The sequence below is a fragment of the Scytonema hofmannii PCC 7110 genome (assembly GCF_000346485.2).
Classification (GTDB): domain Bacteria; phylum Cyanobacteriota; class Cyanobacteriia; order Cyanobacteriales; family Nostocaceae; genus Scytonema; species Scytonema hofmannii.
On record NZ_KQ976354.1, the window covers coordinates 3,229,157 to 3,242,924 of the forward strand.

The 13,768-nt window shown below is 40.4% G+C and carries 17 protein-coding genes; 7 read left to right on the plus strand and 10 right to left on the minus strand.

Going from position 1 to position 13,768, the window contains the following annotated elements:
* Positions 1-132: 132 nt before the first annotated feature.
* The 3 genes from WA1_RS13720 (at position 133) to WA1_RS13730 (ending at position 2,095) form a co-directional block, all read left to right on the plus strand.
* Positions 133-927, plus strand: coding sequence for an SDR family oxidoreductase (locus WA1_RS13720; protein ID WP_017747789.1), 795 nt, complete (start codon positions 133-135; stop codon positions 925-927).
* 138 nt (positions 928-1,065) lie between these two features.
* Entirely contained in the window at positions 1,066-1,320 is a 255-nt protein-coding gene (locus WA1_RS13725) for a hypothetical protein (RefSeq protein WP_017747788.1), read from the plus strand.
* 106 nt (positions 1,321-1,426) lie between these two features.
* Entirely contained in the window at positions 1,427-2,095 is a 669-nt protein-coding gene (locus WA1_RS13730) for an SAM-dependent methyltransferase (RefSeq protein WP_017747787.1), read from the plus strand.
* A 265-nt stretch (positions 2,096-2,360) separates the two neighbouring features.
* Here WA1_RS13730 and WA1_RS13735 read toward each other — a convergent pair whose 3' ends face one another.
* Together WA1_RS13735 and WA1_RS13740 are read right to left on the minus strand one after the other, a co-directional pair.
* Entirely contained in the window at positions 2,361-2,795 is a 435-nt protein-coding gene (locus tag WA1_RS13735) for a hypothetical protein (protein WP_148662680.1), read from the minus strand.
* A complete protein-coding gene (locus WA1_RS13740; protein ID WP_017747785.1) occupies positions 2,774-2,965 on the minus strand; it encodes a hypothetical protein in 192 nt (63 codons plus the stop codon). The genes WA1_RS13735 and WA1_RS13740 overlap by 22 nt, the downstream gene beginning before the upstream one ends.
* Positions 2,966-3,185: 220 nt before the next feature.
* On the opposite strand from WA1_RS13740, the gene WA1_RS13745 reads away from it, so the two are divergent.
* On the plus strand, positions 3,186-4,010 hold the full coding sequence (locus WA1_RS13745; protein ID WP_017747784.1) for a TrmH family RNA methyltransferase: 825 nt from the start codon (positions 3,186-3,188) through the stop codon (positions 4,008-4,010).
* Between the two features lie 90 nt (positions 4,011-4,100).
* Here the strand turns inward: WA1_RS13745 and WA1_RS13750 are convergent, their stop codons facing one another.
* The 4 genes from WA1_RS13750 to WA1_RS58670 all read right to left on the minus strand — a co-directional run bounded on the left by WA1_RS13750 (position 4,101) and on the right by WA1_RS58670 (position 6,408).
* Positions 4,101-4,430, minus strand: coding sequence for a hypothetical protein (locus WA1_RS13750; RefSeq protein WP_017747783.1), 330 nt, complete (start codon positions 4,428-4,430; stop codon positions 4,101-4,103).
* Between the two features lie 61 nt (positions 4,431-4,491).
* Positions 4,492-4,689: a hypothetical protein gene (locus tag WA1_RS13755; RefSeq protein ID WP_017747782.1), complete on the minus strand. Its 198-nt coding sequence runs from the start codon at positions 4,687-4,689 to the stop codon at positions 4,492-4,494.
* Between the two features lie 353 nt (positions 4,690-5,042).
* The gene (locus WA1_RS13760; protein WP_017747781.1) at positions 5,043-6,158 is read right to left on the minus strand and encodes a DUF262 domain-containing protein; all 1,116 of its coding nucleotides are present in this window, start codon (positions 6,156-6,158) and stop codon (positions 5,043-5,045) included.
* A 64-nt stretch (positions 6,159-6,222) separates the two neighbouring features.
* On the minus strand, positions 6,223-6,408 hold the full coding sequence (locus WA1_RS58670) for a hypothetical protein (RefSeq protein ID WP_148662681.1): 186 nt from the start codon (positions 6,406-6,408) through the stop codon (positions 6,223-6,225).
* Positions 6,409-6,430: 22 nt separating this feature from the next.
* Here WA1_RS58670 and WA1_RS13765 point away from each other — a divergent pair, with 22 nt between their 5' ends.
* Together WA1_RS13765 and WA1_RS13770 are read left to right on the plus strand one after the other, a co-directional pair.
* Positions 6,431-6,715 carry a hypothetical protein gene (locus WA1_RS13765; RefSeq protein ID WP_148662682.1) on the plus strand — a complete coding sequence of 95 codons (285 nt, stop codon included), beginning with the start codon at positions 6,431-6,433 and terminating at the stop codon, positions 6,713-6,715.
* Positions 6,716-6,893: 178 nt separating this feature from the next.
* The gene (locus tag WA1_RS13770; RefSeq protein ID WP_017747779.1) at positions 6,894-7,145 is read left to right on the plus strand and encodes a UPF0175 family protein; all 252 of its coding nucleotides are present in this window, start codon (positions 6,894-6,896) and stop codon (positions 7,143-7,145) included.
* A gap of 8 nt (positions 7,146-7,153) precedes the next feature.
* Here the strand turns inward: WA1_RS13770 and WA1_RS59715 are convergent, their stop codons facing one another.
* Positions 7,154-7,375, minus strand: coding sequence for an element excision factor XisI family protein (locus WA1_RS59715; protein ID WP_336389842.1), 222 nt, complete (start codon positions 7,373-7,375; stop codon positions 7,154-7,156).
* A 149-nt stretch (positions 7,376-7,524) separates the two neighbouring features.
* Here WA1_RS59715 and WA1_RS13775 point away from each other — a divergent pair, with 149 nt between their 5' ends.
* The gene (locus WA1_RS13775; protein WP_201789091.1) at positions 7,525-8,790 is read left to right on the plus strand and encodes an FAD-dependent monooxygenase; all 1,266 of its coding nucleotides are present in this window, start codon (positions 7,525-7,527) and stop codon (positions 8,788-8,790) included.
* 116 nt (positions 8,791-8,906) lie between these two features.
* On the opposite strand, the gene WA1_RS13780 is transcribed toward WA1_RS13775, so the two are convergent.
* The 3 genes from WA1_RS13780 to priA all read right to left on the minus strand — a co-directional run bounded on the left by WA1_RS13780 (position 8,907) and on the right by priA (position 13,288).
* A complete protein-coding gene (locus WA1_RS13780) occupies positions 8,907-9,689 on the minus strand; it encodes a DUF5131 family protein (protein WP_017747776.1) in 783 nt (260 codons plus the stop codon).
* Between the two features lie 296 nt (positions 9,690-9,985).
* On the minus strand, positions 9,986-10,210 hold the full coding sequence (locus WA1_RS13785; RefSeq protein ID WP_017747775.1) for a type II toxin-antitoxin system HicB family antitoxin: 225 nt from the start codon (positions 10,208-10,210) through the stop codon (positions 9,986-9,988).
* Positions 10,211-10,528: 318 nt separating this feature from the next.
* Positions 10,529-13,288 carry a primosomal protein N' gene (gene priA, locus WA1_RS13790; protein ID WP_148662683.1) on the minus strand — a complete coding sequence of 920 codons (2,760 nt, stop codon included), beginning with the start codon at positions 13,286-13,288 and terminating at the stop codon, positions 10,529-10,531.
* Between the last annotated feature and the right edge of the window lie 480 nt (positions 13,289-13,768).

Consider the following 13,768-nt stretch of genomic DNA (forward strand, 5'->3'; position numbering starts at 1 on the left):
ACACCCACAATTGTTCTAAACTACCAAAATTAGATTCTAAAATATGTCTATCTAAAGTCAGAAATACTCTCTGCATATAGATAGGCAAAATAAAGAGGCGCGGAGAAAATAGGGAAAATTTTATTTAAGAATATGACACAGTTATTGGGCAAAGTTGTATGGATAACTGGTGCTTCTTCAGGTATAGGAGAAGCACTAACTTATGAAATGGCACGACAGGGGGCTAAAATTATTTTATCGTCACGCAGAGAAAACGAATTACATAGAGTTAAGAATAATTGTCTGGGAGAATCAGAGCATTATAAAATTCTTCCTCTTGATTTAACTAAAGTAGAAACATTAAAATCATCCGCAGAACAAGCCGAAAGCTTTTTTGGTCAAGTCGATATTCTCATTAATAATGGAGGAATTAGCCAGCGATCTCTGGCTACCAAAACTAGTATAGAGGTTGAACGAGAAATTATGGAAGTCAATTTCTTTTCTGCGATCGCTTTAACAAAATATGTTTTGCCAAGAATGATAGTCAGACAATCGGGACATCTTATTGCTATCAGCAGTCTTGTGGGAAAATTTGGTACACCATTTCGTTCCACATATGCTGCTTCTAAACACGCATTGCATGGTTATTTTGATTCTTTAAGAGCAGAAATATGGAAAGAAAACATACAAGTTACGATAATTTGTCCTGGCTATATTCAAACCAATGTCTCCCTTAATGCATTAACAGAAACAGGAGACAAATATAATATAATGGACAAAAATCAAGCAGAAGGATTGCCCGCTTCTCAATGCGCCAAAGCAATAGTCGAGGCTATTCAATCAAATAAAGAAGAAATTTATATTGGTGGAAAAGAAATTGCCGGAGTGTATCTCAAGCGATTTTTTCCAAATTTATTGTCAAAAGTTGTACGTCAAATACAACCTTAAATCTCTAAGGTAAAACGTCAAAACTGTCATAATTCCTAACAGCGGTCATTTCTTGTTACTAGATAGACCAGAGCGAGGTCGCGATCGCTTTGTTACTGAGACAATCTCATTTCTTAAGTAAATATTAGGAGAAGAGTTATGTTAGACTTAAATTGGAATATTAGCAATGAGGGGCGTGCTTGGAGTGGTGAGGAAGCCCGCAGTCGTTACGAACTGGCACCCGAAAAGATAGAAATGATACAGGGAAAACTATTTTGGACAGACGAAGAAAGAATAACTATGTTAGCTTTGCTACTAGAGAACGTCGGAGCTGATCGAGCAGTACAGCTTGGCAACTCTGAAGTGTGGCGAAATGCTGTTGCTAAGTTAGACAACGAGAGGAATAAACAATGAATATTGGGATTGTTCTGAATGTAGTTGGATGGATGATACGGTTTGAGGTGCGATAGAGCGATCGCTTAGTGACGTGGAAGCCCGGTTAAGTTTGACATTTTGTCTTTTGACACTAGCCGCCATTTCCGGACATACTAATGACAAAATTTCTGAAATCGTACCTATGTACAGTAACGAACTTGATCGATGGAACCAGAGGTACTCAAGTAGCGAATATTTTTTTGGTCAGCAACCGAATGAGTTCTTGCGTTCTCAGAGTTACAGGTTGAGACCGGGGCAAAAAGTGCTGGCGATCGCTGATGGAGAGGGACGTAACGGAGTTTGGCTTGCTTCCTTGGGACTTGATGTTTTGTCTATAGATATCTCACCAATTGCTCTTGAAAAGGCACAGCGTTTAGCAGCGAGTCAAGGCGTAACAATTACAACAGAGGTTGCCGATCTCGCCACCTGGGATTGGGCAGTAGAGCGGTTCGATTGCGTAGTAGCAATATTCATCCAATTTGCCGGCTCCGATCTCCGCACGCACATTTTTGAGCAGATTCAGGCATCTCTAAAAACTGGAGGCTTACTACTTCTACAAGGTTATACACCCAAGCAGTTGGAGTTTAAAACTGGAGGTCCACCATATATAGAAAATATGTATACCGCCCAGTTACTTCAAGAATCATTCCATAATATGGAAATTCTACATCTGGTGGAACACGATGCTATCTTATCCGAAGGGGTAGGGCATAATGGAATGTCCGCACTTGTGGATCTGGTATGCCGTAAATGATGCGGTACAAGTGAGCGATCGTACTATCCAACAGCCATATTCAGTGTGTTACCGGAAACATTTGCTTACTCAAGATTGGACAAATTTTTAGCTCACTTGTGACGCAAAATGAGTGCTACAGTAAGCAGTGTTATAAGTTTAGAGATAGAAAGTACAACTTAAAAAGTTAATTAATAATGGTTTTTAGTTGTTTGTTGTCTTTGCCGATCGCCACGAAAACAACAGTTGAGAAATTCTTTGACTTCCATTGAGAAACAGTAATGATTTAGTCCTCGTCCTCATCTTCTTCATCCCCAAGAATGTTGAACATTGTACCCATGCCTGCAACTAACTGTTGTGCAACATTCATCAACTGTCGTGCATCTTCTTCTGAAGCGATGTTGACGTAGAGGCTTTCAGTATCTAAGCCTGCATACATGGGGTGATATATAGCAAAAACTCCATGACTCTCGTTTTCGTACAATTCGATCTCCGTGTAACCTAATGCTTCTCGGTTAATCAATTCATAACTATTTTCAAGTAGCCAGCTTGACCAATTTCCCTCACCAGTACGAGGTAATTCAAATAACTGCTTGGTTTGCCAGTCCATGACTTTCATTGGCTTCATGCGTTGATTTCCTTTGCCGAGCGATCGCATTTTATAAAAATAGCTAGTGAAATACCACCGCTTCCAAACATCTAATTCCCTGTCATTATCCACTCGCGTCCAGCTTTTTCTGCGGCTTCAGGAGCAAAGTAGAGCTTGCGTTCGCCAAAGACAACTCCACCAGAGCTAATGACTCGAAACTGCCAACAATCAGTTTCGGTGTAAAAAATGACTAGTATATAATTGTGGATACCAACAACTGCGTGAACGAGAGTATTAGTCATGTTGTAGCAGACAGAAGCATAGTCTTTAACATCAAGTATAAGAACACTCTGGGGAAGCAAAATCCTTCGCAAGGGGAATTTTGAAGCAGAGTGAAAACAAGTTATTATTTATGGTATAATATATTTTACTCAAAAACAAATTCTGCGGTATTTTGTCCGCTCTTAGTTATGCATTTTAGAATTTTAGTTATAGGAAGCGAGATGGCTTCCCAAAAGGAGGATGACCGGCGCTAAATGTTCCGGTCACAGTCGGCTCGACGTAGAGGCTGCGTTAGCCGAAGTCAAAAAGCTTCAATTTGACCGCAAATATCGTGATGCCTCTGGATTGTTTTTCATCGAAGGTGTACGGAACTTCGTACAAGCAATTGACAACGGCTTTGATGTCTCAACAATCCTGTTTAGTGAAAAACTGCTGACAGCACCCCTAGCACGCAAGCTAGTTCGCCAGACTCGGCGCAAAGGTGTGAATAGCGTCTCCATTACACCAGAACAATTCCGACAGATTTCTCATACCGAGCGTGCTTCAGGTGTTGCTGCGATTGTGCGTCAGCGCTGGTTTAAGTTGCATGATGTTTCTCCACAAGCTGGTTTGTGCTGGGTAGCTATTGAAACTGTGCGATCGCCGGGAAACTTAGGAACGTTGATTCGTACTTCTGAAGCTGTGGGTGGTGCTGGATTCATCTTTATTGGTGGGAGAGCAGAGCCATTCGATCCTGACGTTCTTCGAGCAGCTATGGGCGCACTCTTCCGTCAGAAATTTGTACGCACCGGATTTTCTGCACTGAATGAGTGGATACACCGCCACTCCTGTCATGTCATAGGTGCTTCACCAGACGGAACTATTGACTTTCATCAATTTGATTATCCTGGTTCAACTGTTCTGTTCTTAGGTGAAGAACGTCAAGGTCTGACCCAACAACAGAGAGATTTGTGCCAGCATCTTATAAGGATTCCAATTGTAGGGATTGCTGACTCTCTCAATCTCGCTGTAGCAGGTAGCCTTTTGATGTATGAGATTTACAGGTCAAAAGTTTTCAAGGTCTAGAACCACAGTGTTGTAGAACAGGTATCCCGCGCCCGTTCTTACTAGAAAGGGCGGGTCTTGACGCCCCGCCTTCGCCTCAATCCTGTTTAGTTAAGAAGCGGACATTGGGTCTGGTCGTGCAATTCCTAATTCTTCTAACTTAGTTTTAACATCCTCCCATTGAGTGCCACAGTAATAGTATTTTTTATCTAATAAGTTTGCTATGTAATAGCCCTGCTTACCCCCATTAATTCTAAAAAGCTCTAGAGCCACCTTTTTCATAGAAATGCCAAAAGCGGCAAATAAATCTTGTTGAGGAAGCCAAGGTGCATTAAACCAATTAATAAACGGTTCGCCCTTCGTGAAAGCCCAACCATTGCCACGACGTTCGACAATTCGGTAATAAACAGGATAAAAAATTGTTGTATCTGTGTTTGACATAGCTTAATTTTGACTAAAATATCTAAGATAGCCCTTAGTGGCAACTAAGGGCTATTAAAAGTTAGTTACGGTCGTCTTGAGATTCCTCGTCTTGTGGTTGGTCAGCCACATCCTCTAGGTCTTTTTTTAGAACCTCAGAGTCTACGAGGTATATCTCGTCGCTGACTCTATCGCGCTTTTCCCACTGATTGAGTAAAGTGCGGATAAAAATTTTGACGGGATTAAAAAAACCTCGACTACCGTTACCTTTTCCATTCAATAATTTCACCTCCTTTAATTTTATCAGGTTGGTAGGGAAGATAAAAAATCTTCCCTATTTATTATTTAATCATGAAAGAAAATCTAAATTTATATATAAATAATTTGAACTATTTATATATAAACTTGTTTTTTATGTAAAAAATTAACTCAATCGAATCAAAAAGTTAACCTTACGGCAAGAGTTATCGACTTATCCTGATTTTAATATCTCTAAAGCAGATTCCAATTCATAAGAACTATACCAAATTACCTCTCCCATTTATACCTGTTAATAAATTTAGCTTTTTCAAAGGAAAACTTACTTCTTCCTGAAAATACTTAAAGTTCTTTAAATTTATCTGTCTTAGCATTTTATACACTACCCAAAATTTCTTGTGCTATTTTGAATCTGCTAATCACCTTAGCCTTACTACTAGTAGCATACTTCACTGAATCAAGATATTCTTGATTCTCTAGCAATTTTATAAAGTTTTGTTGTATGGTTTCTTTATGCGCTGTCAAAAATTCATCACTATTCAAGGAAAAAAAGTAAGATACAGAATCGAATATAGCAATATTGATTCTTCCTCTACTCTCGCCAGAGGGTAAGCGAAAATTTTTCTTACCGAAAAAATCATATGTCCAAATCATTACACGCTCAAAATCCTTCTTAAGTTGCTCTATTTTTTCATTGGGCATCTTATTAATTTTTTTCATAGCGTTTTCTACAAAATCACTCAGATCGCCTTGGTAATCATTTTCGTATTGAAAAATTTTGAAGGCTAAATATCGCAAAATAACTTCTCTGTCTTTCATCCTTTTTGGTGAAATTCCCTTATCAATAGCATTTTTAAAAAAATCTTTTTCTGATAATTCCTTTAAAAGCTTTGTAGATTTTCCTGAAAAGATACAATTTCTGACTTCTTGACGCTCAAGTTTTGTGCCTCCAGTATTAATTCTATTGAAAATATCATAAACAATTTTTATCGGTACAGAAGGTTTGATAATGTAAATGTTTAGTTTTTTATCTTCTACTTTGGTTTGATAATCTCCTGGTAATTGTTTCAATTCCGAGAAATTATAACCATTTAACTTAGTAAGAGCCTCTAAACCAGTTAGTTTAAACTCATCATTAACAAATTCGTGTAGTGTGGATGTGCGCTGTAATCCGTCTACAATAAGATATTTACCTTCCACGGTTTGATTCACATACCAAGGAGGTAAGGGAAAGTTAAGAATAACAGATTCAATAAATTTACTTTTCTGTTCCAGTTGCCAAACTAAATTACGTTGAAAATCTGGATCTATAATAAGTTTTCCATTATCATATTTTCTCATTAACTCAAAAACTGTTTGAGGATCTTCTCTAATGTCAATATCTGCCTTAGTTGGATCATAAGGATACAAACCTCCATTATCACCTCTATCTTCTTCAGCAGTGTCTTCATCCGTCATGATGACATCGCTGTCCTGCACTTCACTATCCATTTTTGCTTGCTCCTTCTCCAAATTTATATACACGATATAATTAGAACTTACTGTAGATTTTTAACTATCTGATAATTAAATTATGACATCTCGAACCAGTCTCAAATGCCTTTCCGTTATATTCACTCCCGCCTAACCTCTCGTCAAGTCCCCTACTTGCTGGCATTTTTCCAGAAGGACGAGCAATTTCCCCGTTGCGAGTTTCTACCGTTATATTGTTGTTTACTAGAACTGTTGGTGCTAAGTACACAAGGGGGGATGCAGATTTAATATTGTTTAATGAGCTAGCCGTTGCTCTCTTATCCTTGGGAATGGACGGAACCAAATATATTGCAATCATAGACTACGCTTTAGAACTTTGGCAGAGGTTTGCTGCTCCGAAAAAAGTTGATTGGCTACTTGACTTCATTGATGTGTTGGTATTGTATCCTTGCCCAGCCAAAGAGAAACGCGAACAACTCCTATTTGCAGCAGCTGACACTTTACGTCGATTTGCAGGACGTATTGATGAAACACAATGGAGAATCTTTCGTTCTTTAATTAAAGACTTAACATAGGTTGTCTTCAAAAATCTCTCCTGATACCGATTCTCGCATTGCCGCAATCAATAGCAAGGGAAAGTTTACCATTTAGCAGGAAAGTTTCTTATTCTTATTGGATCGAGTTTTAAACATTGTTGTTATGATTAATGATGAATGATGCGCGTATTGTTATCAGCATTTTAGAACATAATTTATGTCGGAAATCACAATTAACTTACCCGAAGAAGTTTTTAGCGCACGCCGCCTTCCTCCAGCAGAATTTGTGCGCGAGATGCGTTTAGCTGCGGCAATTTATTGGTATCAAAAGCAGGAAATGTCAATGGAAAAAGCTGCTTCCGTTGCCGGATTAAACCGTAGAGACTTTCTTGACGCCTTGAACCGCGAAAAAGTCGATGTTTTTGCTGTTGATTTTGAAGATTTACAACGTGAGTTAAACCGTGACTGAAGTTCCTGCTATAAACACATCTCCTCTAATTTTTTTACCAAAGGTGGCTTTGAAAGCTTGTTACAAATAGTGAGTTCACAAATTATTGTACCTGCTGCTGTAGCAGTATTTTGCTGAATCCAGATTTTTTCATTTTTGATGTCTAAATGCATGATTGGTCTATAAACTCGATTGTTTTTGTTCCACCCTACACTGATAATTTGATAGCGATCGCGTTCCGTATCAAAAATTTCTTCGACCTCAACCTCTCCTTAACTGGGCTTGTATTGCTGTGAGTATTTAGTCAGTAATTTCTTGATTATGTCCCGATATTTCTCTAAGGTAGCCATTGCACTATTTCCTCCCGCTCAACGTTATAAATCATAATAATAAAGCATATATGTATTTGGAGCTAGCAATGCAAACTTTAGGGAAAGCCATCGTTCCGACAATGCCAAAGGTAATTGTGATTGGGGGTGGAATAGGTGGTTTGACTTTAGCCCGTGCGTGTCTTGACGTGGGAATTGAAGTTAAGGTGTACGAAAAGCGCCAACTTGATACCATGTTATCTGGACCTGGAGGTATATTTATTCAGCGTAATGCCATGCGGGTTTACCGCCTTCTGTGGGGAGGCAAGATTTTCAACCGTTTTTACGAACAAGGAGGCAAAATTTTAAAGGGCGGATTCTCTAGTAAAACAGGAGATCCTTTATACATTAACTCCCCAGAATTTGTTGGCGAACAAGATTTAGGTGTATGTCTTCTCAGACCCGAACTGCAACAGATTTTATATGAAGCTTTACCTCAGGGAACAGTGCAAACTGGTATCGCCTTTAAAAGCTTTGAAGATACTGGGGATAGTGTAAAGATTTACTTTCAAGATGGAAGTACAGAGATTGGAGACATTTTAGTAGGTGCTGATGGTTTGTACTCAAAGGTGCGTGCTTGTCTTGACGGTAAAGAGCTTCTAGAAGATCCGGTTTACAGTGGGATGTGTTGTTGGAGGGGATATTTTGACAGAGGGAACATACCGCTAGATCCACAATATAGTTGGATGGAATACTGGGGTCGGGGAAATCGTTTTGGCTATTTTGATGTTGGAGGAGGTCGATTTTCCTTCTATGCTTTTAACAACAGCAAAGTTGCTGTTAATGATGATGCAGTTGGCGGCTCCATCCAAGCGTTACGGCAAATTTTTTCTGATTATGCCCAACCAGTACCAGCTATTATTGAGACTTTAGATAACAAGAAGATTTACCGAGATGATATTTTTGACAGGGAACCTTTAAGTACTGAGTGGGGAAAAGGTCGGGTGACCTTAATTGGAGATGCGGCTCATCCGGTACAACCAAATCTAGGTCAGGGTGGCTGTATGGCAGTGGAAGACGCTTTTGAAATCGCTAAGTTACTAACTCTCAGTGTTAACCACGAGCAAATTCCTTCTCTACTGCGTCAGTATGAACGCAGCCGCAGCCAAAGGGTAACTCGCGTCTTCAATGTATCCCGCCAAGTAGGTACGCTTGGTCAAACTAACTCTTCTATAGGATGTTTTTTTCGCAACTGGGTTTACAAGCTCACTCCTAGGTGGTTAGCTGATTTGCAATTTAAATGGTTATTTGATTACCAACCTTCATGGGAAAAGGTAGTATCTCAACCTGATATATAATTTTTAGGTTTTTAAGGGGGATCGGAATTTGCAACTGAAATAGACAGTAAGCACCCGCTCGCTCTCCAATCCCCATACGCGATCGCCTATTATAATGCGTGCGAGCGATCTCCAAACTAGGAACAAGATACGAGGTGACTGGGTTCCTTTTTTGTACGAACCAATACATTAGTTTCCTTCAAATTTTGTCTGTGTTGATCCCAAGCTTTTGGCATTTCATCCCAAATTTGCCCCTCCAGAAGTCGCCCTCCAGCTTTAGGTGTCCGACCACCAACTTGCTTAAAGAAAAATGCTACTTCAGCAGCTTTGCACTGATCTCGAATGCTTTGCACCCACTCTATTTTCATAGGGCGGTGTTTTGTTCCTGATTCTCCCCCAACAATGACCCAATCAATATCAGTTAAATCAATTGTTAAAGAACTTAAGAGAGGTTCACATGATAAAAACCGCACTTTGGCTGGTACTTGTCGTAAGTAGTCAACACGGTGAACATAATGCTGATTTTCTACGGACACTCCCATCCATACATTATCAAACCATTCTAATTCAGGTGCTAGCTGCAGTAATCGTTCGTGCCTTTTAGTCAAGATTTGATATATATGTCTTGGTGTTTGTCGAATGACTTCAAAAATTTCTTTAATAAATGAAAGTGGTACTTCTTCATGAAAAAGGTCACTCATGGAGTTGACAAAAATACGGCTTGGAGTACGCCAATGAAATGGTTCTTGCAAACGATTGGGGTGCAGCGTTAATTCAAATCCTTGAGGAAAATTTTTACTAAAACGTTTTGTGAGTGCTTCAGCATAACAGTGCGTACACCCTGGACTTACTTTGTCGCAACCAGTTGTGGGATTCCACGTTCTATCAGTCCACTCTATACCTGTGTTTGTACTAGCCATATAATCAGCCTGCTATCAGATGGTTAAACAAGTTTATTTTTTGGAAAAAACATATTCAAGTAGATGCGACGAATCTAATAAACTTATCCGAGAATTAGGTTTTCATCCTTGATTTACAAATCTTCTAGGTTAATTAACAGATAAGTCCTATCTTGAATTCAGAACATTAGTACTATACTGTATAACTTACCTTATGTAACTCAGAAATACAACAAACTTGATTTACGTTGCGAGCGCTAACATCAAAGTTTTTGAAATGAAAATTTGTCTCAAGGATAAGCGGTTGATAGACGGCACTATAGGATTTGGAAGAGTTGCTCGAACGTTTTTGGATTTGGAAGAGGTTCGCCATTTTCCAAAGCTGTTTCGATTAACAGATCTAGCACTTCTCGAGCATTTTTAAGAGCTTCTTCGTAAGTATCTCCATGAGTGCAAGGCTGCATAACGTTAGTAAACTCTGCCAGTAAAACTACATAGCATTGGTCTTCCTCTGACCATTGAACGGCGATCGCGTATTTCATGTTTCAGTCTACAGTACGGGAACAGTATAGCAGCGAATCCCATACACTTAAAATTTTTTAAATATCCTCTCGAATGCGTTTAGACATCTCCAGAAATTACAGCGATTTTCAAATTAATAGACCATATCTTGTGGAGCTGGCGTCCTCGCCTGCTCTCTTGTCTAGAACGGGCGGGGACGCCCGTACCACAAGAGCATAGTATGGTTCTAGACCTTGAAAACTGCTGTAATTGTGCATCATCTACAACCTTTGTAGAGACTAAGCATGGCGCGTCTTTACATTGTTTTTTGGTCACTGGTCACTGGTCACTGATCACTGCTAACCCATCATATTTAAGGGATCGACATCAATTGTGAAACTGACTGACTTTTGACGGCAAAGTTTATCTATTTCCTCCCAGTATGGTAGATATGGGGGTGTTTCAGGAGCAAGCTTTAGCAAAATTTGCCAACGGTAACGGTTGGCTACTCGTAAAATAGTGGCTGGGACTGGTCCTAAAATCTCTAACCCTTCTTGTTGGGGCAAAATTGCTGCTACGACTTGTGCTGTATTCTCAACTTGAATTGGGTCGGTACTGCTTAAGCGTAATAAAATTAACCTTCCATAGGGTGGATAATTCAGCGCTTGCCGTTGTTCTAGTTCTTCATTTATAAAGGAATGGTAATCGTGATGTTTTACTGCTTCAATTACGGGATGTTCTGGGGTGTATGTTTGAACAATGACTCTTCCCGGTTCTTCTCCCCTACCAGCACGCCCTGCAACCTGAGTCAGTGTTTGAAATGCTCGTTCGCTGGCGCGATAATCTGATAAATGTAGCAACCCATCTGCAGAAACAACTCCCACGAGTGTGACTTGAGGCAAATCTAAACCTTTGGTTAGCATTTGCGTACCTACCAACAAATCTGCTTCTCCATTGGCAAATTGGGTGATGAGGGTGCGGTGTGCGCCTTTGTTTCTCGTTGTGTCGCTATCAAAGCGGATGCAGCCCAAGTCTGGAAATTGTTTGGCTAATTCTTCCTCTACTTTTTGGGTTCCACTCCCAAAGTATTTCAAATAGGGAGAACTGCATTCCGGACAGCTTCGGGGATGCGATCGCGTGTAATTACAATAATGACACCGCAAGACTTGCATTGTCTCTTCTGTGTAATGGTACGCCAGCGATACATCACAGTGAGGGCATTCCATAACGAATCCACAACTCCGACAAGACACAAAAGTACTGTGTCCCCGTCGATGAATAAATAAAATTCCTTGTTGGTTGCGTTCTTTCAGTTGCTGGAGCGCTTTTTGCAAGGAACGACTAAATATGGAACGATTTCCCTCTTGCAATTCTCGCCGCATATCCACAACTTCCACGGGTGGTAAAGGGCGGGCGTTGATACGTTGGGGGAGGGAGAGGTAGTGGGTAGGGAGTGGGGAGTGGGGAAGGTGGGGCCCCCTCTGGGGATAAGGGGTAATGGGGAGTAGGGGGGGAGGGGGGGACAATTCTACCTTGTCTCTAACATCTACCCAAGTCTCTAAAGAAGGTGTTGCGGAACCGAGAATGAGGGGACAGTTTTCTAATTCTGCTCTCCAAGCCGCGACGGTGCGGGCGTGGTAGGTTGGGGCGGGAGAATCTTGCTTGAAACTGCTGTCGTGTTCTTCATCTAGGATGATTATGCCTAAGTTTGGCAATGGGGCGAATATGGCGCTTCTCGTACCTATGACAATTTGGGGTACTCCTGCTAGCATCAGCCGCCAAGTGTCGTATCTTTCTCCTGCAGAAAGAGCGCTATGGTAAACGAGTACGGGTGAAGCTCCGTTGACTCCTACACCAAAACGAGCGCGAAAACGGTCGGTTAACTGCGGCGTGAGTCCAATTTCAGGGACTAAAACAAGGGCTGATTTTCCCTGCGCTAATAAAGGAGCGATCGCCTGCAAATAAATCTCTGTTTTTCCGGAACCTGTGACTCCGTGTAGGAGTACTTTAGCATATCCGTTCAAACGAGCGATCGCCTCTAACGCTTTTGACTGATCGGGTGTTAATATCTTACTTTGTTCTTTTCCTAGCATCCCCCCTGGCGTAGAAGAACTTTCTGTTCGCAATACCTCCCTTTCTTGGATGACAACGTAGCCTTTTTGTTCTAGATTTTTTAGGATTGTAGAGCTTGTGTTACAAAGTCGCAACAATTCATTTTGCCACAATTCGCCCCCTTGCCTTCGCAGGACTTCCAGTACTTCTCGTTGGCGAGGGGTTAAATCGCGGTCAAACAGATTTCCCACTAGGGTCACTGCTTTTTCGTATTTGGGTTTAGCTAACTGTGGAGGTTCTAAATAACTTTCTACCAGACCTCGTCGCAACAATTCTTGGACTGCCTTGTGGGCGCTGGGGACTTGACGCTGAAGATATACAAAGCTATAGTCTCCATCTATTTGTTCTTGAAGAAGTTGTAATATTTGATTTGCCGTTTTATTACTGATTTTACCTACTGACTGTTGAAAGATTAATAATGTCAGCAAGTCTTTATTCTCAATAACCTTTAGTAAATAAAAATGGAGCAGGAAAGAATGAGACTTTTGTACATTGGTAAAAGTCAGAATTGGACGGGAAATATCTATCGGGTATTTTTCTACTAAAGTGTTTGTTTTGGTAGAAACCCCTGCACCAGCAACAGTTAAGCGAATGCGTCGCTGCGATCGCCCTAATAAGCCTGGTGGTAGAGTCATGCGAATCACTTCAATCAATCGCGTACAATAGTAAGATGCAACTCGATTCACCAGTTCTGTATATGCCAACGGAAAAAAGCCTGCGCTCACTACTTCTTCGATATCGCGAATTTTTTCCAGTGGTACATCTGCTGGAGGTTGTGTTAGAAAACGAATGGCAACTCCTCCTATCAATTGAGAACCGAATGGCACACTTAAAATATCCCCAGGTTTTACTGCCAATTGTTCTGGCACTCTATAAACGTAAAGCTCTGAACCGGATGGACTATCTACCAACACTTCTATCCAGCGATGCCTATTTATTTCTGCGTTATAGGATTTGCCTGGTTCAGCAACTGTCATAGGGAGCAAACTGACGCCATTCATATACATAATCTTTGCCTGGGAGGAGTATCGATATATTTCATCCATTTGTTTGTCTATCTTAACCTTGCCAACTGACTTTAACTGTTTGCTACCCTTTCATCAAAAATGTAATTAGCAATACTGTCCTAAGACATAATACTTGATAAGTTTCCTCTTATGTAATCCGGTAGATAAATTCATCTCAACTTTAGATAGCGGTAAATAAACGGATGCCAGTTCAGATAAAAATAGGCAATCTCCACTTTTTTCGCTTAATTTTCTCCGGATACTAAATGGAAAAGAAGCCTTTTCCCCCTATTGATAGATATTCAACCCATGGAGTCTGTGAGATCCTTTATCAGAGAAGACATTGCTAAAGTTTTTACCTGTCAATTTGGTGCCATCTGGGGAAAACTAACAGCAATGTATAACCCCGCAGCAAGAAGTTAGATATCTGATGGTGGCTACCAGTGCATAAAAAGTCAACATTTTTAGAAAATCATATGA

Bases quoted from the DNA above. Each gene is read 5' to 3' on its own strand.
- WA1_RS13720 (WP_017747789.1), top strand. From the start codon at position 133: ATGACACAGTTATTGGGCAAAGTTGTATGGATAACTGGTGCTTCTTCA.
- WA1_RS13725 (WP_017747788.1), top strand. From the start codon at position 1,066: ATGTTAGACTTAAATTGGAATATTAGCAATGAGGGGCGTGCTTGGAGT.
- WA1_RS13740 (WP_017747785.1), bottom strand. From the start codon at position 2,965: ATGACTAATACTCTCGTTCACGCAGTTGTTGGTATCCACAATTATATA.
- WA1_RS13745 (WP_017747784.1), top strand. From the start codon at position 3,186: ATGACCGGCGCTAAATGTTCCGGTCACAGTCGGCTCGACGTAGAGGCT.
- WA1_RS13750 (WP_017747783.1), bottom strand. From the start codon at position 4,430: ATGTCAAACACAGATACAACAATTTTTTATCCTGTTTATTACCGAATT.
- WA1_RS13760 (WP_017747781.1), bottom strand. From the start codon at position 6,158: ATGGATAGTGAAGTGCAGGACAGCGATGTCATCATGACGGATGAAGAC.
- WA1_RS13770 (WP_017747779.1), top strand. From the start codon at position 6,894: ATGTCGGAAATCACAATTAACTTACCCGAAGAAGTTTTTAGCGCACGC.
- WA1_RS13775 (WP_201789091.1), top strand. From the start codon at position 7,525: ATGTATTTGGAGCTAGCAATGCAAACTTTAGGGAAAGCCATCGTTCCG.
- WA1_RS13780 (WP_017747776.1), bottom strand. From the start codon at position 9,689: ATGGCTAGTACAAACACAGGTATAGAGTGGACTGATAGAACGTGGAAT.
- WA1_RS13785 (WP_017747775.1), bottom strand. From the start codon at position 10,210: ATGAAATACGCGATCGCCGTTCAATGGTCAGAGGAAGACCAATGCTAT.
- priA (WP_148662683.1), bottom strand. From the start codon at position 13,288: ATGTATATGAATGGCGTCAGTTTGCTCCCTATGACAGTTGCTGAACCA.